25 protein-coding genes, 1 tRNA gene and 1 riboswitch are annotated in these 23,448 nt (G+C 71.6%); of the genes, 7 read left to right on the top strand and 19 right to left on the bottom strand.

Translation table 11 applies throughout. The annotated features are described in order from the left end of the window. Positions 1 to 6 precede the first annotated feature (6 nt). The 3 genes from QM572_RS04700 to deoC all read right to left on the bottom strand — a co-directional run bounded on the left by QM572_RS04700 (position 7) and on the right by deoC (position 3,618). On the bottom strand, positions 7 to 1,596 hold the full coding sequence (locus tag QM572_RS04700) for an ABC transporter permease (RefSeq protein ID WP_415090553.1): 1,590 nt from the start codon (positions 1,594 to 1,596) through the stop codon (positions 7 to 9). A gap of 59 nt (positions 1,597 to 1,655) precedes the next feature. After that, complete coding sequence (locus QM572_RS04695) at positions 1,656 to 2,699, bottom strand: thiamine ABC transporter substrate-binding protein (protein ID WP_415090551.1); 1,044 nt, start codon at positions 2,697 to 2,699, stop codon at positions 1,656 to 1,658. Between the two features lie 25 nt (positions 2,700 to 2,724). Then, a riboswitch (TPP riboswitch) is annotated at positions 2,725 to 2,833 on the bottom strand. A 26-nt stretch (positions 2,834 to 2,859) separates the two neighbouring features. Beyond that, complete coding sequence (deoC, locus tag QM572_RS04690) at positions 2,860 to 3,618, bottom strand: deoxyribose-phosphate aldolase (protein ID WP_415090549.1); 759 nt, start codon at positions 3,616 to 3,618, stop codon at positions 2,860 to 2,862. Between the two features lie 66 nt (positions 3,619 to 3,684). Between deoC and QM572_RS04685 the strand changes: the two genes are divergently transcribed. Further along, positions 3,685 to 4,425, top strand: a complete 741-nt coding sequence (locus QM572_RS04685; RefSeq protein WP_415090547.1) for a GntR family transcriptional regulator — start codon at positions 3,685 to 3,687, stop codon at positions 4,423 to 4,425. Positions 4,426 to 4,636: 211 nt separating this feature from the next. Here QM572_RS04685 and QM572_RS04680 read toward each other — a convergent pair whose 3' ends face one another. The 3 genes from QM572_RS04680 to QM572_RS04670 all read right to left on the bottom strand — a co-directional run bounded on the left by QM572_RS04680 (position 4,637) and on the right by QM572_RS04670 (position 7,496). Further along, complete coding sequence (locus QM572_RS04680; RefSeq protein ID WP_415090545.1) at positions 4,637 to 5,131, bottom strand: DUF4854 domain-containing protein; 495 nt, start codon at positions 5,129 to 5,131, stop codon at positions 4,637 to 4,639. A 55-nt stretch (positions 5,132 to 5,186) separates the two neighbouring features. Further along, positions 5,187 to 6,263 carry an MBL fold metallo-hydrolase gene (locus QM572_RS04675; RefSeq protein WP_415090543.1) on the bottom strand — a complete coding sequence of 359 codons (1,077 nt, stop codon included), beginning with the start codon at positions 6,261 to 6,263 and terminating at the stop codon, positions 5,187 to 5,189. Between the two features lie 144 nt (positions 6,264 to 6,407). Then, entirely contained in the window at positions 6,408 to 7,496 is a 1,089-nt protein-coding gene (locus tag QM572_RS04670) for a PLP-dependent cysteine synthase family protein (protein WP_415090542.1), read from the bottom strand. Between the two features lie 22 nt (positions 7,497 to 7,518). Between QM572_RS04670 and mqo the strand changes: the two genes are divergently transcribed. Continuing rightward, positions 7,519 to 8,994 (top strand): malate dehydrogenase (quinone), encoded by a 1,476-nt coding sequence (gene mqo, locus QM572_RS04665; protein ID WP_415090540.1) that lies wholly within the window; start codon positions 7,519 to 7,521, stop codon positions 8,992 to 8,994. A 55-nt stretch (positions 8,995 to 9,049) separates the two neighbouring features. Then, complete coding sequence (locus QM572_RS04660) at positions 9,050 to 9,490, top strand: DUF2231 domain-containing protein (protein ID WP_415090538.1); 441 nt, start codon at positions 9,050 to 9,052, stop codon at positions 9,488 to 9,490. A 42-nt stretch (positions 9,491 to 9,532) separates the two neighbouring features. Here QM572_RS04660 and QM572_RS04655 read toward each other — a convergent pair whose 3' ends face one another. The 4 genes from QM572_RS04655 to QM572_RS04640 all read right to left on the bottom strand — a co-directional run bounded on the left by QM572_RS04655 (position 9,533) and on the right by QM572_RS04640 (position 11,888). Beyond that, complete coding sequence (locus QM572_RS04655) at positions 9,533 to 9,715, bottom strand: YegP family protein (RefSeq protein WP_415090536.1); 183 nt, start codon at positions 9,713 to 9,715, stop codon at positions 9,533 to 9,535. Positions 9,716 to 9,796: 81 nt separating this feature from the next. Then, a complete protein-coding gene (gene menC, locus QM572_RS04650) occupies positions 9,797 to 10,939 on the bottom strand; it encodes an o-succinylbenzoate synthase (RefSeq protein ID WP_415090534.1) in 1,143 nt (380 codons plus the stop codon). A 7-nt stretch (positions 10,940 to 10,946) separates the two neighbouring features. Continuing rightward, the gene (locus QM572_RS04645; protein ID WP_415090533.1) at positions 10,947 to 11,441 is read right to left on the bottom strand and encodes a GNAT family N-acetyltransferase; all 495 of its coding nucleotides are present in this window, start codon (positions 11,439 to 11,441) and stop codon (positions 10,947 to 10,949) included. A 12-nt stretch (positions 11,442 to 11,453) separates the two neighbouring features. Further along, positions 11,454 to 11,888: a MarR family winged helix-turn-helix transcriptional regulator gene (locus tag QM572_RS04640; RefSeq protein ID WP_415090531.1), complete on the bottom strand. Its 435-nt coding sequence runs from the start codon at positions 11,886 to 11,888 to the stop codon at positions 11,454 to 11,456. 79 nt (positions 11,889 to 11,967) lie between these two features. On the opposite strand from QM572_RS04640, the gene QM572_RS04635 reads away from it, so the two are divergent. Then, the gene (locus QM572_RS04635) at positions 11,968 to 12,900 is read left to right on the top strand and encodes a zinc-binding alcohol dehydrogenase family protein (protein WP_415090529.1); all 933 of its coding nucleotides are present in this window, start codon (positions 11,968 to 11,970) and stop codon (positions 12,898 to 12,900) included. A gap of 4 nt (positions 12,901 to 12,904) precedes the next feature. Here QM572_RS04635 and QM572_RS04630 read toward each other — a convergent pair whose 3' ends face one another. The 3 genes from QM572_RS04630 to QM572_RS04620 form a co-directional block, all read right to left on the bottom strand. After that, positions 12,905 to 13,186, bottom strand: coding sequence for a hypothetical protein (locus tag QM572_RS04630; protein ID WP_415090527.1), 282 nt, complete (start codon positions 13,184 to 13,186; stop codon positions 12,905 to 12,907). 21 nt (positions 13,187 to 13,207) lie between these two features. Beyond that, a complete protein-coding gene (locus QM572_RS04625) occupies positions 13,208 to 13,576 on the bottom strand; it encodes a thiol-disulfide oxidoreductase DCC family protein (protein WP_415090525.1) in 369 nt (122 codons plus the stop codon). A 32-nt stretch (positions 13,577 to 13,608) separates the two neighbouring features. Next, positions 13,609 to 13,684, bottom strand: a tRNA-Thr gene (locus QM572_RS04620). A 161-nt stretch (positions 13,685 to 13,845) separates the two neighbouring features. Between QM572_RS04620 and QM572_RS04615 the strand changes: the two genes are divergently transcribed. Next, positions 13,846 to 14,316, top strand: a complete 471-nt coding sequence (locus QM572_RS04615) for a hypothetical protein (protein ID WP_415090523.1) — start codon at positions 13,846 to 13,848, stop codon at positions 14,314 to 14,316. 75 nt (positions 14,317 to 14,391) lie between these two features. On the opposite strand, the gene QM572_RS04610 is transcribed toward QM572_RS04615, so the two are convergent. Continuing rightward, entirely contained in the window at positions 14,392 to 14,550 is a 159-nt protein-coding gene (locus QM572_RS04610; protein ID WP_415090521.1) for a hypothetical protein, read from the bottom strand. An 84-nt stretch (positions 14,551 to 14,634) separates the two neighbouring features. Between QM572_RS04610 and QM572_RS04605 the strand changes: the two genes are divergently transcribed. Further along, the gene (locus QM572_RS04605) at positions 14,635 to 15,552 is read left to right on the top strand and encodes a LysR family transcriptional regulator (RefSeq protein WP_415090519.1); all 918 of its coding nucleotides are present in this window, start codon (positions 14,635 to 14,637) and stop codon (positions 15,550 to 15,552) included. 91 nt (positions 15,553 to 15,643) lie between these two features. Here QM572_RS04605 and QM572_RS04600 read toward each other — a convergent pair whose 3' ends face one another. From QM572_RS04600 to topA, 5 genes are read right to left on the bottom strand one after another with little or no spacing between them, the layout of a single operon-like run. Next, positions 15,644 to 17,245, bottom strand: a complete 1,602-nt coding sequence (locus QM572_RS04600; RefSeq protein ID WP_415090517.1) for an alpha/beta hydrolase — start codon at positions 17,243 to 17,245, stop codon at positions 15,644 to 15,646. Further along, a complete protein-coding gene (locus QM572_RS04595; protein WP_415090515.1) occupies positions 17,242 to 18,423 on the bottom strand; it encodes a DNA polymerase III subunit delta' in 1,182 nt (393 codons plus the stop codon). Before QM572_RS04595 ends, QM572_RS04600 begins: the two co-directional genes overlap by 4 nt. 48 nt (positions 18,424 to 18,471) lie before the next feature. Continuing rightward, complete coding sequence (tmk, locus tag QM572_RS04590; RefSeq protein WP_415090513.1) at positions 18,472 to 19,119, bottom strand: dTMP kinase; 648 nt, start codon at positions 19,117 to 19,119, stop codon at positions 18,472 to 18,474. A gap of 10 nt (positions 19,120 to 19,129) precedes the next feature. Then, a complete protein-coding gene (locus QM572_RS04585) occupies positions 19,130 to 19,954 on the bottom strand; it encodes an alpha/beta fold hydrolase (protein ID WP_415090510.1) in 825 nt (274 codons plus the stop codon). A 10-nt stretch (positions 19,955 to 19,964) separates the two neighbouring features. Further along, complete coding sequence (topA, locus tag QM572_RS04580; RefSeq protein WP_415090508.1) at positions 19,965 to 22,640, bottom strand: type I DNA topoisomerase; 2,676 nt, start codon at positions 22,638 to 22,640, stop codon at positions 19,965 to 19,967. A 115-nt stretch (positions 22,641 to 22,755) separates the two neighbouring features. On the opposite strand from topA, the gene QM572_RS04575 reads away from it, so the two are divergent. Further along, on the top strand, positions 22,756 to 23,448 hold a 693-nt coding region (locus tag QM572_RS04575), incomplete at its 3' end, for a hypothetical protein (RefSeq protein ID WP_415090505.1).

Genomic DNA, 23,448 nt, shown 5'->3' with positions numbered 1-23,448 from the left:
GGCAGTCTAGGTGAACGGACGGTGACGGGTGGCCGCGCGCTCGCCGGCCAGCAGCACGACCGTCGTGACGGCGCCGAGCACCACCGACGCCGCGAGCGCGCCGCCGTAGTTGGCGGCGCCCGGGTGGCTGAGGAGGCGGTAGACGAGGATCGGCAGCGTGGGGTGCTCGTCGCGGGCGAGGAAGCTGGTCGCACCGAACTCGCCGAGCGAGACCGCGGCGGCGAGCCCGGCGGCGCCCGCGGCCGCGCCACGGACGAGCGGGAGGTCGACGCGCAGCAGGATCCGCCACGGTGAGGCCCCGAGCGTCGCGGCGGCGTCCCGGAGCTGGTCGTCGATCCCGGCCCACACCGGCACGAGCGTGCGTACGACGAGGGGCAGCGCCACGAGCGCCTGGGCCATCGGGACGAGCCACGGGTCGTCCCGCCACCGGCCGAGCGCGAGCAGGAGGCCGAAGCCGAGGGTCACCGCGGAGACCCCGAGGGGCAGCATGAAGACGGCGTCGAGCGCGAGTCGCAGGCGGCGCTCCGCGCCGGTGCGGGACGGCCGGCTGACGACGTACGCGACGAGAAGGCCGAGAGCCATCGCGGCGAGGGTGGCGACGACGGCGGTGAGGAGGCTGGTGGCGATGGCGTCGCCGGCGAGGCCGGCGAGCGCGCGGTAGTTGGCCGGCGTCCACGCGCCGTCGCGGCGGAGACTGCCGGAGACGAGGGTCGCGACCGGGACGACGATGAGGGCGGCCAGCACGAGGGTGGCGCCGAGTGCCGGGACGTCCGAGCGCCGCACGGCCCGCGGCTGGGCGATGCCGCGCTCGGTGGGAGCCTCGCGCTGCAGCCGGCCGGTGAGCAGGAGGAGCGCGGCCACCACGAGGAGCTGGAGCAGCGACAGGGCGGCGGCGGCGCGGAGGTCGAGCAGGTTGGTCGTGAGGAGGTAGATCTCGGTCTCGACCGAGGCGTAGCGCAGGCCGCCGAGCATGAGCACGATCCCGAACGCGGTGGCACAGAAGAGGAAGACCGCGGCGGCGGACCCGCCGATGGCGGGCCGCAGCGCGGGGAGGGTGACGCGCCGGAAGACGGTGGCCGGGCCGGCGCCGAGCACGGCCGCCGCCTCGGCCGGCTCGGGGTCGAGGCCCTCCCACGCAAGGCCGACCGTGCGGACGACGAGCGGCACGTTGAAGAAGACCAGGCCCGCGATCACGGCGGCAGCGGAGTGGTCCAGGCCGAGGCCGCCGAGCGGCCCTCCCTCGGAGAGCAGCTGGCGGAAGGCGATGCCGACGACCACGCTCGGCATCGCGAACGGCGTCATCACCAGCGCCCGGACGGCGCGGCTGCCCGGCCACCTCAGCCGGTAGAGGACCGAGGCGGCCGGGACGCCGAGCAGGACCGCGATCGCCGTGGCGACGGTGCTCGACCAGAGGGTGAACCAGAGCACGCGGTGCACCCGCGGGCGCGCCAGCACGTCGAGCACCGGCCCGATCCCGCCGTCGAGGCCGCGCCCGATCATCGCGCTCACCGGCAGCACGAAGAGCGTGCCGAGGACCGCCAGGGGCACCGCCGCCAGCACCACCACTCGGACCAGGGCCCCCATGAGAGGGGTCACCCGCCGGAGGGTGCGTCCGCCCTCGGCGTGTGGCCCCACGTTCGTGGGCTCCTCGCCCGCTACTGGGTGGTGATGTCGGTCCATCGCTCGAGCCAGGAGTCGCGGTTCCGGTCGATCTCCGCGGGGTCGACGCTCCACGGCTTCGTCGGCCGCTTCGTGTACGACGCCCAGTCGGCCGGCAGCGGGGTGCCGGCGACCACCGGGTAGACGTACATGGCGTCCGGGAGCGCCTCCTGGACCTCCGGGGTGAGCAGGAAGTCGACCAGCGCCCGTGCGCCGTCGACGTTCTTCGCCCCGGCCAGCACCCCGGCGTACTCGACCTGCGTGAAGCAGGTGTCGAGCAGCGCCTCCGTGGTCGTCCGGCCGTCCTTGACGGTGAACGCCGGGCTGGAGTCGTAGGAGAGGACGAGCGGGCGGGTGCCGTTGCCGCCGCCCGCGGTGAAGTCGACCTCGTAGGCGTCCGACCATCCCTGGGTGAGCTCCGCGCCGTTGGCGAGCAGCGCCTTCCAGTAGTCCGGCCAGTCATCGCCCTTCGCCGCGATCGTGGTCAGCAGGAACGCCATGCCCGGGCTCGAGGTGGCCGCGCCGGGGAGCACGAGCAGGTCCCGGTACGCCGGCTTCGTGAGGTCGTCGAGAGTCGCCGGCGGGGTCAGGTCGTGATCCGCGAACCAGTCGGTGTCGGCGTTGACGCACACGTTGCCGGTGTCGATCGGCGTGAGCTTGCTGCCCCCGTCGCCGGACAGGTCGTAGTCGCCGACCCCCTCGGGCACGCTCGCCGGGGTGTAGTCGGCGAAGACGCCCTCGTCGAGCGCCCGGGAGCCGAAGGTGTTGTCGACGCCGAAGGCGACGTCCCCGGTCGGAGAGTCCTTGGTGAGGACGAGCTTGTTGGTGAGCTGGCCGGCGTCGCCGTTGGCGACCACCTTGAGCGTGTAGCCGCTCTCCTTCTCGAACCTCGCCGTGAGCTCGTCGGGCAGCGAGAACGAGTCGTGGGTGACGAGGGTGACCGTCGAGCCCTTCGAGGACGCTGCCGAGCCGTCGGCGTCGCTGCCGCAGGCCGTCAGGGTGGAGGCGGTGATGGTGAGGAGGGCGGCAGGCACCGCCACGGTGAGACGGTGCCGTCTCCATGCGCGCGAACGCATCATGACTCCCTTCGCCGGTGCTAACCGGAGCAGGTTCGGAGGGTCCGCGACTCCTGTCGCGCTCTCAGCCCGGTTCCAGGGCTCCCCTGTCTGACGCGTCAAGGCTAGCGGCCGAAGATGACCACTAGTAGCCGCCCCCGGGTGCAACGCTCGCGGCAACCGGAGCGTGACCGGCAAGCCGCGCGGCCAGGTCATCCAGAATGGTGCCCGTGGCTGTCGCACCGAAGCGCGTCGCGCCGAGTCGGTTCAACTCAAGCAGGGCGTCCAGGGAACGGACGCCGCCGGCAGCCTTCACGGCGACGTCCACCGCGACCGTCGCGCGCATCAAGGCAATGTCGTGCGCGGTTGCGCCGCCGGCGGCGAACCCGGTGGACGTCTTCACAAAGTGGGCGCCGGCTCGCTCTGCCGCGAGATAGCCAGCCACCTTCTGATCGTCATCGAGGTAGCTGTTCTCGAAGATGACCTTCACGCAGCGTCCGGCCGCAGCCTCGACTACGGCGCGGATCTCAGACTCGGTGAACGCCGCATCGCCGTCGCGCAGTCGGCCGATGTTGACAACCATGTCGATCTCGTCGGCCCCGGCCGCGATCACCCGCTCGGTTTCATAGACCTTGACCTCGCTGGTGCTGCTCCCGTGCGGGAACGCGACCACCGTGCCGACCGCCACTCCGGTTCCCGCCAGTCGCTCGGCAGCGTAGGCGACGTCGGCGGGGCGCACACAGACCGAGGCGACGCGGTATTCGACAGCGGTGGCCAGGCCGCCGTCGATGTCGACTCTGCCCAGTTCGGGACGAAGCAGGGAGTGGTCGATCATCTTCGCGACCGACTCCATCGTCGGCAGTCGTCCGGTCCACACCGGGTAGGCAAGGGTTTCGACGCTCACCAGCTGTCCTCATTTCTTTCATAATCTGTCTAGGTTGTCTAGGCAGCCTAGACTATAGGATGACTCTTGCGCACACAACAGCGAAAGGCCCGCATGCCGTCAGAACCGCTCTACGAGCGCATCGAGAAGGAACTGCGGCGGCGTCTGGCCGAGGCACGTGACGGAGACCCGTTTCCCTCGGAGCCGCGCCTGTCAGAGGAGTTCGCCGTGGCTCGCATGACTGTGCGCGCGGCACTGAATCGCATCGAGAGCGACGGGCTCCTCGAGCGCGTCCCCGGCCGAGGAAGCTACGTCCGCAAGCCAGCCGCCGCTCGACCGGTTGGGGAACTGGTCAGCTTTCACGACCAAGCACTCGCCGAAGGAAGAAGACCTCGGTCGCGTGTCCTAGAGGCGAACATCAGGCCAGCCAGCGAGGGGGAGAGCGCGGCACTGGCAGAGGGTGGGGCCGGCACCGCGCGGGTCGTCGCCATCACCCGGGTTCGTTACTTCGATGATCTTCCGATTGCCGTAGAGCGCGCGGCCTTCCCAGCGCACCTCACGGCGCTGTTAACCGCGGACCTCGAGGGCGGCTCGCTCCATCACGAGCTGCGGCGTCTCGGCCACAGTCCGATGGCGGGCCGCTCGGTGATCAGCGCGCGAGCCGCAGGAGAGGACGCCGAGCATCTTCGGGTCGATTCGGCGACGCCACTGCTGGTGGAGACTCGCACGATCACCGACCAGACTGGACGACCGCTCGAATACACCATCAGTTCCTACGTCGCCGAGCGCTATTCGCTTCGCGTGGACTTCGACGTGGCACAGGCGTAGGCCGCGCGCCAGACACGCCGCGGCGGGTGTCAGGAGGTCTTCGGGCCGACACACCGTGAGCGCGGGTTTGGCCAGGGACAGCCGGGGATCGGGGACCTCCTCAACGGCTGACGCGACGACGCCGAACGGGGGCGGAGAGGACACGAAGGACGGGGAGACGCGGAGCGCCCGCCCCGGTGGTGATCCGGGGCGGGCGCTCGCGAGGTGTCGGCTAGCTGCAGGTGTAGGAGCCGACCTCGTCGCCGTCGGGGCCCTGGAAGATGTACTCCACCTTGGCGTCCTTGACGCCCGCCTGCTCGAGCATCGGGGTGATGGTCGAGTCGCAGGTGGACTGGAACGTGTCGTACTGGTCCTTGAGGCTCGACTTCGCCGCGTCGGCGGTCGAGGCGTCGGCGAAGACGTAGGTGTACTTGAGGGTGTCGTCGCCCTCGGCCTCGATCTTGATGTCGGAGTAGATGCCCCCGAAGGAGTCCTTCATCCCGTCGACCGACTTCTGGGCCTGCGCGACGATGTCCTCGAGCGACCCGCTCGCCGTCGTGTCGTCGGACGAGCTCGACTCGCTCGCGTCCGCCGAGGCGCTCGTGCTGGTGCTGGCAGAGGACGTGCTGTCCGCGTCGTCGCTGGAGGACCCGCAGGCCGCGAGCCCGAGTCCCAGAGTGACGACGGCCGCCAGCGAGGCGACGGCGCGCGTGTTGATTCCGATCATGTTCCACCCCATTCTTGCGACGCCCGATGCGTCGTGTGCGCTTGGAGTCTCTCACTCAGCCCGCCGGGCTAAACCCGACGCCGTCGGCCGACGGCGAGCGGGCCGCCTGGCCGCGCGCCACCAGGAGCTCCAGATGCGCCTTGGTCTCCATCACCGCGAGCGCGGCGTTGAAGCTGTCGAGACGGGAGAACGGGTGCTCGTGCCGGGTCCAGGGCAGCGTCTGGGCGACCTCCTTCGAGGTCACGGGCGCACCGCCGGTCAGGGCGGCGAGGCACAGCGACAGCCGCCGCTCGTGATGGGCGAGCAGCTCGTCCACCCGCGCATGGGTCGACGGTGCGACCGGGCCGTGCGCGGGCAGCAGCCGCAGGTCCGGCAGCTCCCGCATCCGCGTCAGCGAGGCCATGAAGTCGCGCAGCGGCTGCTCGCCGACCGCCGGCTCGAAGCCGATCGACGGGGTGATCGTGGGCAGGACGTGGTCGCCCGCGAAGAGCATCCCGGCGGCGGTGTCGGCGAAGACGAAGTGGCCGCGGGTGTGACCCGGGGTGTGGATGGCGTCCAGGGTGCGCTCCCCCACCGCGATCCGCTGGTCGCCCTCCAGCCACGTATCGGGATAGCGCGACGACCGGTCGTCGCGCCCGTCGTCGAGGTCGAAGCCCTCGAAGAGCTCGGCGAGGTCGTGCGCGCCGGCGTCGCGGAGCTGGTCGAACATCGTCGGCCCACTGACCGACGACGGGTCCAGCAGCATGTCGAGCGTGGGCTTGTCGCCGATCCCGAGCGTCACGTCGACGCCGTACTCGGTGCCGAGGGTGGCGGCGAGCGAGTAGTGGTCGCGGTGGACATGGGTGACGAGGAAGCGCCGGATGTCGCCGAAGCCGCGGCCGATCTGGGCGAGGCCCTTCTCCAGCGCCGTGCGGGACTCGGTGATCGCCCAGCCGCCGTCGATGAGCGTCAGCCCTCCGCTCGCGTCGCCGGACTCGAGCACGTAGACGTTGACCGCGCGCAGCCCGTCCATGGGCAGGGGCAGCGGGATGCGATGGAGCCCGTCGGCCACCCGCCAGGCTCCGGGGGCGCTCCAGTGCTCTCCGGAGTCGGGCGAGACGGCGGCGCCGGTGGAGTCGGGGCTGGCGGACATGGCCCCATCGTGCCGCAGCCGGCGAGCGCCGCCGGGAGGAGGGTGAAGGTCGTCCACCCCCCACCGGTGGACGACCTTCGGGGATGGAACGGGCGCGTTCGCGCTCCATGACGCGAAATGCCCGAACGGTCTAGACCATCGGGGTCAGACGACGAGCGTCCCGCTCTCCGCGTACGCCGTCAGCGCGGCGTCGAAGGGAGCGAGCTCGATCCCCTGGCCGCTGATCCAGGCGTCGTCGAAGTAGGTCGTCCGGTAGCGCTCGCCGCCATCGCACAGCAGCGTGACCACCGACCCCGGCTGCCCGGCCGCGCGCATCCGCTCGATCACCCCGAGGGCCGCCCAGACGTTGGTGCCGGTCGAGGGCCCGACCGGCCGCCCGAGCAGCGACGAGACCCAGCGCATCGTGGCGATCGACGCGGCATCGGGGACCCGGACCATGTCGTCGACCACCCCGCCGACGAACGACGGCTCGATCCGCGGGCGGCCGATGCCCTCGATCCGCGAGCCCGGGCCGGTCGCGTCGGAGGTGTCGGCCGCCCAGCCGTCGAGGAAGGCCGAGCCGTCGGGGTCGGCGACGAGCAGCCGGGTGGGATGGCGCCGGTAGCGCAGGTAGCGGCCGATGGTCGCCGAGGTGCCGCCGGTCCCGGCCGACACGACGATCCACGCCGGGATCGGGTGCGGCTCGGCCGCGAGCTGGGCGAAGATCGACTCGGCGATGTTGTTGTTGCCGCGCCAGTCGGTCGCCCGCTCGGCGTAGGTGAACTGGTCCATGTAGTGGCCGCCGCGCTCCGCGGCGATGCGCCGGGCCTCGTCGTAGACCTGCCCGGCGGTGTCGACGAACGCGCAGGTGCCGCCGTACCACTCGATGAGCTCGACCTTCGCCGGCGACGTGGAGCGCGGCATCACGGCGACGAAGGGCAGCCCGATGAGCCGCGCGAAGTAGGCCTCGGAGACGGCGGTCGAGCCCGACGACGCCTCGACCACGGTGGAGTCGGGCCGCAGCCAGCCGTTGCAGAGCGCGTAGAGGAAGAGGGAGCGGGCGAGCCGGTGCTTGAGCGAGCCGGTCGGGTGGACGGACTCGTCCTTGAGGTAGAGCGAGATGCCGGCCTCCCCCACCGCGTCGGGCAGCGGTGTCAGGTGGAGGTGCGTGTCGGCACTGCGATTGGAGTCGGCCTCCACCCGGCGTACGGCCTCCTCGATCCACGCCCGATGGGCTGATGTCAGAGCAGGCACGAACGCATCCTAGAATCCGCTCATGGCGTCTCCTGCGACCAACTCAGCGACGAAGGACATCGTGCTCATCGGCGGCGGCATCATGAGCGCCACGCTCGGCACGCTGCTGCAGCACCTCGAGCCGACGTGGAACATCCGCATCCTCGAGCGTCTCGACGCGCTCGCCGAGGAGTCCTCCGGCCCCTGGAACAACGCCGGCACCGGTCACTCGGCGCTGTGCGAGCTCAACTACACGCCGGTGGCGGCCGACGGCACGATCGACATCTCCAAGGCGGTCGTGGTCAACGAGCAGTTCCAGCTCTCCCGCCAGCTGTGGGCCTTCCTCGTCGAGAGCGGCGAGATCCCCGACCCCTCGTCGTTCATCCGCACCACGCCGCACATGTCGTTCGTCTGGGGTGCCGCCAACGTCGACTACCTCCACCGCCGCTGGCAGGCCCTGCGCGAGCACCCGCTCTTCGCGGGCATGGAGTTCAGCGACGACTACGACGTCATCAAGAAGTGGGCGCCGCTGCTGATCGAGGGCCGGCGTCCCGGCGAGGCCATCGCCGCGACCTTCCACCCGGCCGGCACCGACGTCGACTTCGGCACGCTGACCAAGGCCCTCACCGACAACCTGGTCGCCCGCGGCGCCACGGTGGAGTTCGGCGCCGACGTGAAGCTCGTCCACCGCACCAACGACGGCGTCTGGCACGTCATCGGCCGCCACCACGACACCAAGGAGAAGTTCCACCACACCGCGGACTTCGTCTTCGTCGGCGCCGGCGGCCGTGCCCTGCCGCTGCTGCAGAAGTCGCGGATCAAGGAGATCAAGGGCTTCGGCGGCTTCCCCGTCTCCGGGGAGTTCCTGCGCACCTCCAAGCCCGAGCTGGTCAGCAAGCACCTCGCCAAGGTCTACGGCAAGGCGGCCGTCGGCGCCCCGCCGATGTCGGTGCCGCACCTGGACACCCGCGTCATCGACGGCAAGCGGCACCTCCTCTTCGGCCCGTACGCCGGATGGACGCCGAAGTTCCTCAAGAAGGGCTCCTGGCTCGACCTGTTCGGGTCGATCAAGGGCGACAACATCGCCCCGATGCTCACCACCGGCGTCCACAACGTGCCCCTGACCTGGTACCTCATCACCCAGGTGCTCTCGAGCTCCTCGCGGAAGTTCAAGGACGTCCTCGACTTCTTCCCCGAGGCGCAGCAGGGCGACTGGGAGAAGGTCGTCGCCGGCCAGCGGGTCCAGGTGATCCGCCCCGACGGCACGCTGCAGTTCGGCACCGAGGTCATCGTCGGCGACGAGGGCACCATCGCCGGCCTCCTCGGCGCCTCGCCGGGCGCCTCGACCGCGACGCCGATCATGCTGCAGATCCTCGACCAGTGCTTCCCGGACCACCGCGAGGCATGGGCACCCACGCTGGCCGAGCTGGTGCCGACGTACGGGACGAAGCTGGGCGACGACGCCGAGCTGGCCACCGCCACGCTCGAGCGGACCGCGAAGGCGCTCCAGCTCATCTGACCCGGAGACTGCCGGGACACTGGCGATTCTCAGATTGAACGTTCATGCTGGACGCATGTTCGACTCCATCGACGGGATCCCCCTCCACCCGCTGGTCGTGCACGCGGTCGTCGTGCTGCTGCCCCTGGCCGTGCTCGGCACCGTCGCCGTGGTGGTCGTGCCGCCGTGGCGCCGGCGCTTCGGCTGGCTCCTCGTCGGCTGCACGGCGGTCGCGACGGTCCTGATCCCGGTCGCGACCCAGAGCGGCGAGGCGCTGGAGAAGTGGGTCGGGGACCCGGGCGAGCACGCCAAGCTGGGCGAGCAGCTGATCTGGTTCGCACTCCCGCTGCTCGTGCTCGACGTGCTGCTCGTCGTGCTCTCCGGCCGGGGCCACCGCGTCCTCACCGGATTCGTCGCGGTGCTGGCGCTGGCCGCCTCGGTCGCCGCGGGCGTGCAGGTCTACCGGGTCGGGGACTCCGGCGCGCGGTCGGCCTGGGAGGGCACCGTCCAGAGCTGACGGCGGGCGGCGGGCCGGTGCCCGCGCGCCCGCCGAAGCGGCTCAGCCCTCGGTCTCGACGACCGTCGCGCCGTCGGCGGCCCGCTGGACCGCCTCGGTGCCCTTCTTCGCGGCCGAGAGCGTCTCGTACGCCTCGCCGACCGCGACCACCTGGCCGTTGGAGGCCTTCAGCCGGAAGCGGAACTTGCCGCCCTTGTCCTCGTAGACCTCGAACTTGCCTGCCATCGGATCCCCCCTATCGTCATGCCGCCCAGCGGTTGGGCGGCTCCGCACATCGTGGACCCTCGCGGCTGACGAGGGGAAGGGTCACGGGCGCGACACGTCGATGAGCCCGACGCTCGTGGTGACCTCGTCGAGGATCTCGGGGATCGGCGTCGGGCCCAGGCCTGGGCCGGTCGGCACCCGCATGTGGCCGTCCTGGATCCGCAGCGGCTCGGTGATGTCGCGGGCGTAGAAGCGGTGCGACGCCGAGATGTCGCCCGGCAGGGTGAAGCCGGGCAGCGAGGCGAGGGCGACGTTGGCCGCCCGGCCGATGCCGGTCTCGAGCATGCCACCGCACCAGACCGCCTTGCCGTGCGCGGCGGCGACGTCGTGGATCCGGACGGCCTCGAGGTAGCCGCCGACCCGGCCGGGCTTGATGTTGACGATCTCGCAGGCACCGAGCCGGATGGCCGCGGCCGCGGTCTGGGCGGAGAGGATCGACTCGTCGAGGCAGATCGGGGTGCTGATGAGCTTCGCCAGGTCGGCGTGGCCGAGCATGTCGTCCTCCTCCAGCGGCTGCTCGATCAGGAGCAGGTCGAAGGGGTCGAGCCGGGCGAGGTGGCGGGCGTCGCGGAGCGTGTACGCCGTGTTGGCGTCGACCTGCAGCGGGATGTCGCCGAAGCGCTCCCGGACGGCTCGCACCGGCTCGACGTCCCAGCCGGGCTCGATCTTGAGCTTGATCCGGACGTAGCCCTCGGCCAGGTAACCGCCGACGACGTCGAGGAGCTGCGCGATCTCGTCCATGATGCCGACGCTGACACCGCTCGGCACGGTCGCGGCGACGCCGCCGAGCTCGCGGGCCAGGCTGCGGCCCTCCGCGCGCAGCTCGGCGTCGAGGATCGCCGTCTCCAGCGCGGCCTTGGCCATCCGGTGGCCCTTGAACGGGCTCAGCACCCGGGCGACCGCGGGGGCGCCGTGCTGGCGGAGGGCATGGCGTCCGGCGTCCGAGGCGAGCGCGGGGATGAGGAAGCCGCGCATCACCTCCTCCTGGGTCGCGATGTACTCCGAGGAGTAGAGCGGGTCGGCGTCGGCGACGCACTCGCCCCAGCCCTCGGCGTCGCCGGTGACCACCTTGACGAGCAGGGCGTCGCGGTCGGTCTGGGTGCCGAAGGAGGTCCGGAACGGCGCGACGAGGGGCAGCGCGATCCGGCGGAGCTCGATCGCCTCGATGTCGACTCCCTGCGTCATCGCCGGATCAGAGCTCCTTGACCATCATGACGTTCGGGTGGCCGTCGACGGTGAGACGGCCGACCTCGGCGTACCCGCGACGGGCATGGAAGGCGAGGCTGCCCGCGTTGGTGTCGACGGCCTCGAGGGTCATCCTCCCGCGAGGTGCCGCGAGCGCCTCGAGCTCGGCGTAGACGTGGCTGCCGACACCGAGCCGGCGCACCTGCGGGTCGAGCGCGATCCGGTCGAGATAGAGGAAGTCGTCGTAGCGCCCGGAGAACCACGCGAAGTTCTCCGACCAGTAGCCCGCCGTCGGCGCGTAGACGACCACGAAGCCCGCGATCCGCCCGCCGACCTCGATCACGTCGAAGCGCTCGGCGATCGCCTGCTTGCGCCGCAGCTTCGCCTCGTCCATGGGCGCGAGCACCTCGACGTTCTCCTCGTTGATGCGGAGCACCTCCGCGACGTCGAGGGCGTCGTCCGGGTCGATCGGGCGCAGGCGCACCGTCTCCGCACTGTCCATGGTCCGGCGAGGCTACCGCGTCCCGCCGGCGGTCGAGACGATGGTCTCGAGGCTGTCGGTCAGGTGCGCGATCTGGGCCGGATGCAGATCGAGCAGGAACTCGCCGAGGGTCTCCAGGATCCGCTCCCGGGCGGACTCGACGAGCTCGCGGGAGTCCTCGGTCATCACCACGACCGTCGCCCGGGCGTCGACCGGGTCGGGGCGCCGTTCGACGAGTCCGCGTCGCTCGGCCCGGTCGATGAGGCCGGACATGGTGGAGCGCTCGAGGCCGAGGTGCTCGGCCAGCTCGGCCATCCGCGGCTCATGGTCGAGGAGGATCCCCATCAGTCGCAGCAGGGTCAGGGAGACGTCGTGCTCGGAGGCGACCTCCGACAGGACGCGCGTGACGGCGAACGAGGCCTGGACCAGCGCGTCGACGGCTCGCTCCTCGTCGACACGTTGCGGCATGCGCTCAGGTTGACATGGTTCGTTTCGCGAATCAAACTATCAAGTAGTTCGTGTCACGAACAATCGACAGGAGATCGCCATGCATGCTGCCCTCGTGACGTCGTACGACGCCCCGCCCCGTTACACCGAGATCGAGGAGCCGACCGCCTCCGCGCGCGGCGAGGCGGTGGTCGAGGTGCTCGCCGCCGCCCTGCATCCCCGGGTGCGCTCCCAGGCGGACGGCTCCCACTACACGAGCACCGACGAGCTCCCCCTCGTGCCGGGCATCGACGCCGTCGTCCGCGACGACCGCGGGCGGCTGCGCTACGCGCTGCTGGACGACACCGCGCTCGGCACCATGGCCGAGCGCACCGTGATCGAGCTCGACCGCAGTGTCGTCCTCCCCCGGAGCGTCGACCCGGTCGCCATCGCGGCGGCGATGAACGCCGTGATGTCCTCCTGGGTGGCGCTACGCCGGCGCATCCGGTTCCGGCGGGGACAGCGGGTGCTGATCCTCGGCGCGACCGGCAGCTCCGGGCGGATGGCGATCCAGGTCGCGAAGCGACTCGGTGCCAGGGAGGTCGTCGCCGCGGGACGCAACATCGCGAAGCTCGCTCCGCTCGGCGCGCTCGGGGCCGACCGCACACTGCTCTACGACGACCTGACCCCGGCTGCGGACGTCGACGTGGTCCTGGACTACGTCTGGGGTCCGGTCACCGCCGCGGCGATGGTGCCCCTGCTGACCGCTCGCCGCGACCGCTCGCAGCCGCTCGCCTGGGTCCAGATCGGGTCGATGGCGGGCCTGGAGTCGTCGATCCCGTCGGCCGCCCTGCGCTCGGCCCGGCTCCAGCTCGTCGGCAGCGGGATCGGCTCGGTGCCGGGGCGCGAGTACAAGAGCGAGCTGCCCGCGATCGCCAAGGCGGTCGCCGCCGGCGCCTTCGACGTACGGCCGCGCGCGGTGCCCCTCACCGACGTCGAGCGGACGTGGACGGAGTCGCTCGGCTCGGAGGAGCGGATCGTGTTCGTGCCGTGACCGGTCAGCCTTCGTCGACCGCGTCGATCCGCTGCCGCAGCGCCTCCGAGAGCTTCTCTCCCCGGCGCCTGGCCTCGGCCTGGGCCGCCTCGAGCACGTCGGCGTCGACCCGGAACGGGACGCGCACCCAGTCCTCGGGCTGACTCGTCGGGGCGCCGGCGGCGTACTCCCGCAGGAGCTCCTCCACGAGCCGGTCGCGGGAGATCCCCCGCTCGTCCGCGACGCGCGCGAGCTGCCGGCGCGCGGTCTCGGTGATCGAGGTGTTGAACTGCCTGCGCTCCGCCACGACCGCCGAGCCTAGCGAGCGCTACGGCTTCGGCGGCAGCGCGCACTGCGGCGTGCCGCCGGGCAGGCGCTGGCGGTTGTCGGAGACCCACGCATAGACCCGGCGCGCGAGGGGCACGACCGGGCGGGCCAGGAGCGCGTGGCCGGCGAGGCGGAGCGGCAGTGGCCCGCGCAGCAGCGCCTCACCCCACGCGACGTGGCCGTAGACGACGCTCCCGTCCGGCCGCACCAGCGGCATCTCCCGCTCGGCCCGCTCGGCGTCGATGCCCAGCGCCTCGAGGTCCTCGGCCTGGATCGAGGTGATGTCGAGGTCGAGCCTCAGGAGCGGAAGGCGGCCGGCCACGGTCTCGCAGAAGCCGCAGTCGGCGTCGTACAGGAGGAGCGTGCGCACGCCTCCAGGCTACGCGCGCGACATTCCGATGCTGGAGCCGCCTGTCAGAATCGAACTGACGACCTACTCATTACGAGTGAGTTGCTCTACCGACTGAGCTAAGGCGGCGTGCTGGCCTCGCGTCCGCCGCGGACGGGCCGGGCGGGGCGTGGACAACGCGGGCAAGCATAGCGACGACCCGCCCGAGCGACGAAAACGCGGCGACCGGGACCGCGCTAGACCACCGGTCCGCGGTCGGCACCGATGTCGGCACGGCTCGTTAAGGCGCCGTGATCGTCTCACCGAGGGCACCGCGACGCGCCGGCGTCCGGCGCGTCCTCGTGCGGCTGCTGGCGATCAACGCCCTCGCGGTCGGGGGACTCGTCGCGGTCGGGGTCTCGCTCACGTCCCGGCCGACCGACCTCGTCGTGGTGACCGGGGAAGCGGACGTCGCCGGCGTCGGTCCCGAGCCGAGCGCGTGGCTGCTCGCGCACTACGAGTGCTGGAGCGGCGAGGCACCCGCCGACATGCGGGGCGCGATCCCCGAGCATGTCGTCGTCCGCTCGCCGGGCGGGGGCGCCGAGGGCACCCGCGGCGCCTGGGCGTACGCCGGCGGCGGGGAGCTCGTGCTCGCGCTGGCCACCCGCGGCGGGATCAGCGCGTCGGAGCTGCCCTCGCCCGTCGACTGGGCCGGACTGGCGCTGGCGCAGACCTTCGGCGACCAGGACCACGGCCTCGAGATCGCGGGATTCTGCCGCTAGCGGTCGTCGAAACAGCCGGAGCGCAGCCGCGGGGGCGCCGGCCGACTTGCCGGACGTGCCACCAGGGAGCGTCGCTCAGGCGGCGAGGACGTGCTGGGTGGCCTCGACCTGGGGGGCGCCGCAGACGCAGTCGAAGTGGATCTCGACACCGTGGTCGGTGTTGCGCAGCGCCGCGATGTCGGTCGGGAAGAAGAGGTAGGTCGTGTCGCACGACGAGCAGTGGTGGGTGAACATGCTTCTATGATGAGCCGGATTATTGTATAGAGGTAGACGATCTTTTCTCTGGATCCCATAGGCTTTTCCTATGAGGTTCGAGCCATGATGACGCTGCACCAGCTGCGGTGCTTCCTCACGGTCTACGAGCACGGCTCGCTGACGGCGGCGGCCGAGGAGCTCGGCTATGCCCAACCCTCCATCTCCGAGCAGATCCGCGGCCTGGAGCGCGGCCTCGGCGTCGACCTGTTCCGCCGGGTGGGCCGCGGCGTGGTGCCGACGACCGTCGCCGACGAGCTCCGGCCCCACGCCGAGCGCACCCTCGCCGCCGCCGACGAGGCGAGGCGCGCGGTGCAGTCGGCGAAGTCCTTCGAGACCGGCACGATCCGGTTCGGCATGTTCGGCGCCGGCCGGCACTACCTCAGCGCCAACCTCGTCGCCGACGTGCTGGCGCGCTACCCCGGCGTCCGGGTCGAGATCACCGGGCTGAACTCGATCGAGATCTACGAGGACCTGCGTCACGGGAAGCTCGAGGTGGCGCTCATCGCCGTCTCCAGCCTGGTCAGCGAAGGCCTCGACCTCACGCCGATCGCGCGCGACGAGATCGTCTACGTCAGCGTCGACCCGGCCCGGCTCGCGACGCCGGTCACACCGCACCGGCTCTCGCTGGCGAACCTGGCGCTCTCCCAGAGCTCGTTCAAGGACGTCGACTCCACCCGGATCAAGCTCAGCCAGATGATGGCCGAGCACGGCCGCACCCTGGCGCCCAAGATCGAGGTGGAGGACGTCGAGACCGTCATCGAGCTGGCCGGGCGCGGGGTGGCCGACACCGTCACGACCAAGGGGATCGCCGACGTACTCATCCCGACCCTCGCCCCGCGCGCGGCCTACGTGTCGCTGCGGCCCAAGGTCTACGAGACGTTCGCCATCGCCCATCGCCCCGGCGCCACGCTCTCGAACGCGGCTCGCTTCATGATCGAGCTGGCCACTCGCCGGATGCACGACTACGCCGAGCCGGTGTGACTCCCCAAGGCCCCATTCGGCGTGAGGAAAGGCCCCATTCGCGGGGAGGGGAGGCCCCAGTCGGCGGGAGGGGAGGCCCCGATCGGCGGGGTCAGCAGGAGAGGCCGTCCTTCGGCACGACGCCCTTGATGAGGTAGTCCTCGATCGCCCCGTCGACGCACGAGTTGCCCGCGTTGTAGCCGGTGTGGCCGTCGCCGTCCCTGCTCACGAGTACGCCGTTGTCCAGCTGGGACGCGAGGGACTTCGCCCACTGGTAGGGCGTGGCGGGGTCGCGCGTGGTGCCGACGACGACGATCGGGGCGGACCCGGTGGCGTGCAGCTCGTGCGGCTCGTTGTCGGTCTTGTCCTGGAAGCCGGCGCAGGACGTGCCCATCCACGCGAAGGCGCGGCCGAAGGTCGGCGAGGCCTTCTCGAAGTCGGGGATCACCTTCTCCACCTCGGCGGCCGAGGTGAGCGCCCAGGAGTCGTCGAGGCAGTTGATCGCGTAGATCGCCTCCATCGAGTTGTCGGTGAACGCGCCGTTCTCGCGGCTGGCGTAGGCGTCGGCGAGCAGCTGGAGGATGTCGCCCGAGCCGCTGTTCAGCGCCTGCTTCAGCGCCTGGCTGAGGTAGATCCAGTAGTCGCGGGAGTAGAGGGGCAGGGCGATGCCGAGGAAGGCCTCCCCCTCGGTGAGCTCGCCGCCGCCGGAGGTGGGCAGGGGCTTGGCGTCGATCTGTGCCAGGAGGTCCGCGATCCTCTGCTCGGCCTCCTCGCGGGTGGAGCCGAGGAAGCAGCTGTCGCTCCCGCCGTCGCGGTCCCGGTCGTCGACGTCGCTTGGGTCCAGGCAGTTGTCGACGTACGCGTCGAGGGCGGTCTGGAAGCCCTTGGCTTGCTCGAGGTTCATCGTCGCGGCGGGCAGCGACGGGTCGACGGCGCCGTCGAGGACGAAGCGGCCGACCTTGGTCGGGAAGAGGTCGGCGTAGGTCGCGCCCAGCTTGGTGCCGTAGGACGCGCCGAAGTAGTCCAGGGTCGCCTCGCCCAGCGCCGAGCGGAGCACGTCCATGTCGCGCGCCGCCTCCTCGGTGGAGACGTGGGCCGCGAGCTCGCCCGACCTGGCGACGCAGCCCGCGCCGAACTCGCGCCCGACCGCGAAGGACTCGGCCTCCTCGGCGGGGGTGTCCGGGTCCGGGTCGGTGTCGATGTAGGCGTTCAGCTGCTCGTCGGTGAGGCAGTCGACCGGCGAGGAGTCGCCGGTGCCGCGCGGGTCGAAGCCGACGATGTCGAAGCGCTCGTGCAGCGGCGTGCCGAAGGCGTCCTCGTACTGCGCGGCGTAGTCGGTGCCCGGGGCGCCCGGGCCTCCCGGGTTGACCACCAGCGAGCCCACCCGCTTGCCGCTGGCGGGGACCTTGAGGAGCGCGAGGTCGATCGTCGTGCCTGTCGGGTCGGCGTAGTCGAGCGGGACCGTGAGGGTCGCGCACTGGAACGTCTTGCGGCAGCTCGACCAGTCGAGCTTCTGGCCGTAGAACTGCTGGAGCGTCGCCTCGGGTGCGATGCTCGATCCCGCCTCGGGCGACATGGAGGCGGCTGGGTCCTGGGCGCCCGAGGTGCCCGAGCCGCCGGAGCCGGACACCACCGCCGCGACGACCGCGGCCAGGCCGCCGAGGATGAGCGCGGCGACGAGCACCCACACCATGACCTTGTTCCCGCGGCTCATGCCCGGACTCCCCTCTCGCTCGGCTCGCCCGTCCCTCGCAGGGCGACCATCAGTGACTCCAGCGCGAGCGCCGGAGGGACGTTGAACTCCAGCATCTGCTCGCGCGCGGCGAAGATCGCGTCGATCCGCACCAGGTTGGCCTCGGGCGTGGCGACGCGGGCGAGCGACTCGACCTCGGCCCGGATCTCCTCGTTGACCAGGCGCGTGGGTACGCCGGCGGCGACCGCGATCGCGTCGCGGTAGACGCTCACCAGGTCCATGAGACCGCGGTCGATCACGTCGAGCTGCCGCCGCTTCGCGCGGGTCCGCTGACCCTCCTCCAGGCGGCGCAGCGCCGGTGCGTACTCGCGCGGGCGACGGCCGCGCTCGACGACGCCGTAGGCGGCGTCGAGATCGGCCTTCTCCCGCGCGTCCAGCTCCTGCGTGATCGCGTCGGCCTCCGCCTTGGACACCTCGACGAGCTGGGTCGCGGCGCGCATGCAGGCGCCGAGACCGCTCCGACCGGCCGGGCTGACGAGCATCGCCGGGATCGCGACCACCTCGCGGCGCCGGTTGCGGGTCGCCTCGTCGCGCGCCAGGGCCCGCGCGCGGCCGATGTGGCCCTGGCTGGCCCGGGCGGCGTAGTCGGCGAGCGAGGCGTTCACGTCGTCGACGCGGACGAGGAATCCGGCCACCTCGTCGGTCGTCGGCGTGGACAGCGTGACGAGGCGACAGCGGCTGCGGATGGTGGGCAGGAGGTCCTCGACGGTCGGGGCGCAGAGCATCCAGACGGTGTGGCCGTTGGGCTCTTCGATCGCCTTGAGCAGCGCGTTGTTGGCCTGCTCGGTCAGCCGGTCGGCGTCCTCCACGATCAGGATCTGCCAGCGTCCGCCGGCCGGGGCGAGCGCGCTCCGGCGTACGAGCTCGCGGACCTCGTCGACGCCGATGGACAGCTTCTCGGTGCGGATGACCGCGACGTCGGCGTGGGAGCCGGCGAGGACGGTGTGGCACTCGTGGCACGTCCCGCAGCCGCGGTCGGGGCACTGGAGGGCGGCCGCGAAGGCGATCGCGGCGTTGGAGCGGCCCGATCCCGGAGGTCCGGTGAAGAGCCAGGACTGCGTCATGCCCTGGCCTCCGGCGGCCCGCTGGAGCGAGCCGACGACGTGCCGCTGTCCGACGAGGCCGTCCCAGACCGTCACGAGGCCACCGCCGTGGCGAGGGAGACCGTCACGCCGACTCCTGGGTGGTCATCGCGCCGCCTGCTCGAGCAGCGGGATGGCGCGCGCGAGGATCGCCCGGTGGATCTCCTCGACGGGCGCCCGCGCGTCGAGCACGAGGTAGTGATCGGGGTCGGCGCCGGCCATGGTGAGGAAGGCGTGGCGAACGCGCTCGTGGAACTCCAGCGACTCCCCCTCGATCCGGTCGCGGCCCTCGAAGCGACCCAGCCCGGCCGACGGCTCGAGGTCGAGCACGACGGTGAGGTGGGGTCTCAGATCGCGGGTCGCCCAGCGCGCCACCTCCTCCACCTCGGCGACCGGAAGGGTGCGGCCGGCACCCTGGTAGGCCAGCGTGGAGTCGACGTAGCGGTCCATGATGACGACCTCGCCGCGGGCGAGAGCGGGCAGCACGAGCGTCTCGACGTGCTCGGCCTTGTCGGCCGCGTAGAGCAGCGCCTCGCAGCGGTCGGCGAGGGCGCCGGTCTCGGGCGAGAGCACGATCCGGCGGATCGTCCGGCCGACCTCGGTGCCGCCCGGCTCGTGGGTGAGCAGCGGCGTGAACCCGTCGGCGGCGAGCGTGTCGGCGAGCAGACGGGACTGGGTCGACTTGCCCGACCCCTCGCCGCCCTCGAAGCAGACGAAGACCCCGGTGTCGGCGTAGACCCCCGGGAACCTCACGCCGGACACCCTATGCGGGCTCACCGACAGCGCTGCGCACCCACCCGAGGATCTGGGGCAGCACGCTGTCGGGACGGCGGGCCCACTTGAAGTGGTCGATGCCGTCCTCGTCGAGGTGCTCCCAGGTGACGTCGGCGCGAGGGATCAGGTCGAGCAGCCCGTGCACGCTGGCGTCGCCGGCGAGCCAGTCGCCGGCGATCGTGTAGGCGAGCACCGGCACGGTCAGGGCGTCGAGCTCGGCACGGGTGGCGCCCGGGAGACGGCCGGTCACCGCCAGTCCGGCCCAGTCGCGCATCATGGTCCTGGCCTCGCGACCGGCGAACTTGAAGCGCTTGCCCGGGAAGTGCCCGAGAGCCTGGCTGGTGCCGACGAAGAGGGGCGCCGCGATCAGCGCGCGCCACCCGAAGTCGCGCCAGTACGGCGTCCCCGACCCGATCAGCACGAGGCCGGCGATCCGCCCCGGGTGCGTGGCGACGTACGCCGTCCCCAGCTGTCCGCCCATCGAGTGGCCGAGCAGCACGACCGGCGACCCGGGGAACCGCTCCTCCACCGTGGCCACGGTGGCATCGAGGTCGTCGAGCATGTCGGCGTACCCGAAGTCGTAGGAGTGGCTGGGGATCCGGCCGCCCTCGGCCTCGTGGCCGCGCAGCTCCGCGACGGCGGCATGCATCCCCGCCGCGGCGACCTGCTCGCCGAGGCGGTGGTAGTAGCTCGCGGGCATCCCCATGGCGGGCTGGACGAGCAGCACCGGGGCGCCCGGATCCGCCGCGGGCCAGGTCGTGACGGTGAAGCTGGTGCCCTCGTCGCGAGTGACGACGGTGTGCCGCAGAGTCAACGCGTCGTACTCACTTCTTGGAGGCGGTCTTCTTCGCCGCGGTCTTCTTGGCGGGCGCCTTCTTGGCCGTCTTCTTCGCCGCCTTCTTGGCGGGTCCCTTGGCGCGCCGCTCGGCGAGCAGCTCCGCGGCGCGCTCGAGGGTGAGCTGATCGATGGTGTCGTCCTTGCGCAGGGTGGCGTTGTACTCCCCGTCGGTGACGTAGTCGCCGAAGCGCCCGGACTTCACCACGATCGGCTGGCCGGAGACCGGGTCGTTGCCGAGCTCCTTGAGCGGCGCCGCCGCGGCGGCGCGGCCCCGGGCCTTGGGCTGGGCGTAGATCGCCAGCGCCTCGGGGAGGGTGATGGTGAGCAGCTGCTCCTCGCTGCCGATCGTGCGGGAGTCGGAGCCCTTCTTGAGGTAGGGCCCGTAGCGGCCGTTCTGGGCGGTGATCTCCTCGCCGTCCTCGGCCACGCCGACGACGCGCGGCAGGGTGAGCAGCTTGACCGCCTGGTCGAGGGTGATCGACTCCAGCGTCTGGCTCTTGAACAGGCTCGCGGTGCGCGGCTTGGTGCCCTTGGGGGCGTCGTCGGGGAGCACCTCGGTGACGTACGGCCCGTAGCGACCGGCCTTGGCGACGATCGGCAGACCGCTCTCGGGGTGGTTGCCGAGCTCGATGTCGACGCCGGTCGGGTTGGCCAGCAGCTCCTTGGCGCGGTCGAGGGTGAGCTCGTCGGGCGGCAGGTCGTCGGGGACGTTGGCGCGCTTGCCGAGCGAGGTGCCGTCGTCGTCGGGGCCCTCGAGGTAGGGGCCGAACTTGCCCACCCGCAGCCGGATCCCCGAGTCGGCGCCGCCGATCGGGAAGGTCGCGTTCTCGCGCGCGTCGATGTCGCCGAGCCCGTCGACCAGCGGCTTGAGCCCCTCCTGGCGCTCGGAGCCGAAGTAGAACTCGCCGAGCTCCCCGACCCGGGTGGCGCTGCCGTTGGCGATCTCGTCGAGGGCGCGCTCCATGTGGGCGGTGAAGTCGTAGTCGATGAACCGGTCGAAGTGGTCCTCGAGCAGCCGGGTCGCGCTGAAGGCGATCCACGCCGGGACGAGCGCGGTGCCCTTCTTGTAGACGTAGCCGCGGTTGATGATGGTCGAGATGATCGAGGCGTACGTCGAGGGGCGGCCGATCTCGCGGTCCTCGAGCTCCTTGATGAGGGTCGCCTCGGTGTAGCGGGCGGGCGGCTTGGTCTCGTGGCCGTTGGCACCCAGGCTCGCGCTGGTCACGCTGTCGCCCTGGTTGAGGTTGGGCAGGCGGGTCTCGGCGTCGTCCTTCTCGGAATCGGCGGAGTCGGTGCCCTCGACGTAGGCCTTGAGGAAGCCGTGGAAGGTGATCACGCGTCCGCTGGTGCCGAAGACGACGTCCTCGCCAGTGGCGGCCGCGCCGCCGAGCCGGATCGAGACCGTCTGGCCGACGGCGTCCTTCATCTGGGAGGCGACGGTGCGCATCCAGATCAGCTCGTAGAGCCGGAACTGGTCGCCCGTCAGGCCGGTCTGGGCGGGGGTGCGGAAGGTGTCGCCCGAGGGGCGGATCGCCTCGTGCGCCTCCTGGGCGTTCTTGACCTTGCTGGCGTAGACGCGAGGCGCGTCGGGCAGGTAGTCGCCGCCGTACAGCTCGCTGACCTGGCGCCGCGCGGCGTTGACCGCGGTGTCCGACAGGCTGGTGGAGTCGGTGCGCATGTAGGTGATGAAGCCGTTCTCGTAGAGCCGCTGGGCCACGGACATCGTGACCGAGCTGCTCATGCCGAGCTTGCGGCTCGCCTCCTGCTGCAGGGTGGTGGTGCGGAAGGGGGCGTAGGGGCTGCGGCGGTAGGGCTTCGACTCGACGCTGCGGACGTCGTACGTCGTGTCGGCGAGTGCGCCGACGAGGGCCTCGGCGCGGGTGCGATCGAGGTGCACGACCTTGTCGGACCCGCCCTTGAGGTTGCCGTCCAGGTCGAAGTTGGACCCGGAGGCGACGCGGGTGCCGTCGATGGAGTGGAGCTTGGCCGGGAAGATCCGGGCGGAGCCGGCGCCGGCGACGCCCGAGTCGAAGGTGCCCTCGAGGTCCCAGTAGGAGGCGACCTTGAAGGCCATCCGGGTGCGCTCGCGGTCGACGACGAGCCGGGTGGCGACGGACTGCACGCGGCCGGCGGAGAGGCCGGACATCACCTTGCGCCAGAGCACCGGGCTGACCTCGTAGCCGTAGAGGCGGTCGAGGATGCGTCGGGTCTCCTGCGCCTCGACGAGGTCCATGTCGAGCTCGCGCGGGCTCGCGGCCGCGGCCTGGATCGCGTCGCGGGTGATCTCATGGAAGACCATCCGCTTGACCGGGATGTTCTTCGGCTTCAGCTCGTCGAGGAGGTGCCACGCGATGGCCTCGCCCTCGCGGTCCTCGTCGGTGGCGAGGTAGAGCTCGTCGGCCTCCTTGAGCAGGCCCTTGAGCTTGGTGATGTGGCTCTTCTTGTCCCTGGGGACGACGTAGTAGGGCTGGAATCCGTTGTCGGTGTCGACACCGAGACGACCCCAGGGCTTGTCCTTGATCTTGGCCGGGGTGTCGGCGGCCGACTGCGGCAGGTCGCGGATGTGGCCGATGGAGGACTCCACGACGAAGCCGTCCCCGAGATAGCCGCCGATCGTGCGTGCTTTCGCCGGGGACTCGACGATCACCAACTTGTGTGCCACACGCGGAACGTTAATGGGTGGCGTCAATCCGGGTTGCGCCCGGTTCTGTCGGTGGGCCGTGGTGGAGTGCTCGGCGAGGACGGCGACTTCCACGCACATCTCTTCGCAACGACAGATGAAGGAGACGGAGGTCACCATGAACGACGACACCGCGAGCTGGTACGACGCTGGCGACACGCAGCAGCTCGATCACACGGTCCACCTGTGCCCGGAGTGCCGGGACCTGATGTACGACGTGCTCGCCGCACAGCGGCGCGTGCTCGACGCCCCCGCCTGCGCCGAGCCGCCCGCATGGGTGGGCGCGATGGAGTGGCTCGACGCCCACTGCGGCAGCCGGCAGGCCGTGCTGACCCTGACGCGGGAGCCGCTGACCGGGCCGCTGCCGGAGCCGCCCATCGACCTGGACGCGGCGGGCGGCGCGCGCTTCCGGGCGATCGCCGAGCTGCTCGACGCGGTGAGCGAGCGGTTCTACGACGGTCCGGGAGGCGAGGTGCGGCTGGCACTGCGGCGAGCGCTCCTGCTCGGCTTCGAGCGCCGGCCCGGCGTCTTCGCCGGCGAGCGGCCTGCCCGGGCGGCGCTGGGCGTGGTCTGGGCCGTGGCCAAGGCGAACGGGCTGCTCCACCCGACGACCGCGCTCACGGAGAGGACGGTCCGGGAGTTCCTGGGCTCCGACGCCGCGGCCGCTCCGGTCGGGCGGAAGGTGCAGACCGCGCTGCGCAGCGTCTACAGCTGGTCGGGGTCCGACCGCCCCGGCTGGCGCTGGCCGGCGGCCGGCGGTCCGGCCGACAGCCTGGCGCCGCTGGGGCAG

This window comes from Nocardioides sp. (assembly GCF_047607365.1).
GTDB lineage: Bacteria > Actinomycetota > Actinomycetes > Propionibacteriales > Nocardioidaceae > Nocardioides.
The sequence above is the reverse complement of the archived record's forward strand: the minus strand, read 5'-3'. Positions and strand labels throughout refer to the sequence as shown.

Excerpts from the sequence above, each read along its gene's own strand:
- QM572_RS04680 (WP_415090545.1), bottom strand. The coding sequence starts at position 5,131 with ATGATCGGAATCAACACGCGCGCCGTCGCCTCGCTGGCGGCCGTCGTC.
- QM572_RS04675 (WP_415090543.1), bottom strand. The coding sequence starts at position 6,263 with ATGTCCGCCAGCCCCGACTCCACCGGCGCCGCCGTCTCGCCCGACTCC.
- mqo (WP_415090540.1), top strand. The coding sequence starts at position 7,519 with ATGGCGTCTCCTGCGACCAACTCAGCGACGAAGGACATCGTGCTCATC.
- QM572_RS04660 (WP_415090538.1), top strand. The coding sequence starts at position 9,050 with ATGTTCGACTCCATCGACGGGATCCCCCTCCACCCGCTGGTCGTGCAC.
- QM572_RS04655 (WP_415090536.1), bottom strand. The coding sequence starts at position 9,715 with ATGGCAGGCAAGTTCGAGGTCTACGAGGACAAGGGCGGCAAGTTCCGC.
- menC (WP_415090534.1), bottom strand. The coding sequence starts at position 10,939 with ATGACGCAGGGAGTCGACATCGAGGCGATCGAGCTCCGCCGGATCGCG.
- QM572_RS04645 (WP_415090533.1), bottom strand. The coding sequence starts at position 11,441 with ATGGACAGTGCGGAGACGGTGCGCCTGCGCCCGATCGACCCGGACGAC.
- QM572_RS04640 (WP_415090531.1), bottom strand. The coding sequence starts at position 11,888 with ATGCCGCAACGTGTCGACGAGGAGCGAGCCGTCGACGCGCTGGTCCAG.
- QM572_RS04635 (WP_415090529.1), top strand. The coding sequence starts at position 11,968 with ATGCATGCTGCCCTCGTGACGTCGTACGACGCCCCGCCCCGTTACACC.
- QM572_RS04610 (WP_415090521.1), bottom strand. The coding sequence starts at position 14,550 with ATGTTCACCCACCACTGCTCGTCGTGCGACACGACCTACCTCTTCTTC.
- QM572_RS04605 (WP_415090519.1), top strand. The coding sequence starts at position 14,635 with ATGATGACGCTGCACCAGCTGCGGTGCTTCCTCACGGTCTACGAGCAC.
- QM572_RS04600 (WP_415090517.1), bottom strand. The coding sequence starts at position 17,245 with ATGAGCCGCGGGAACAAGGTCATGGTGTGGGTGCTCGTCGCCGCGCTC.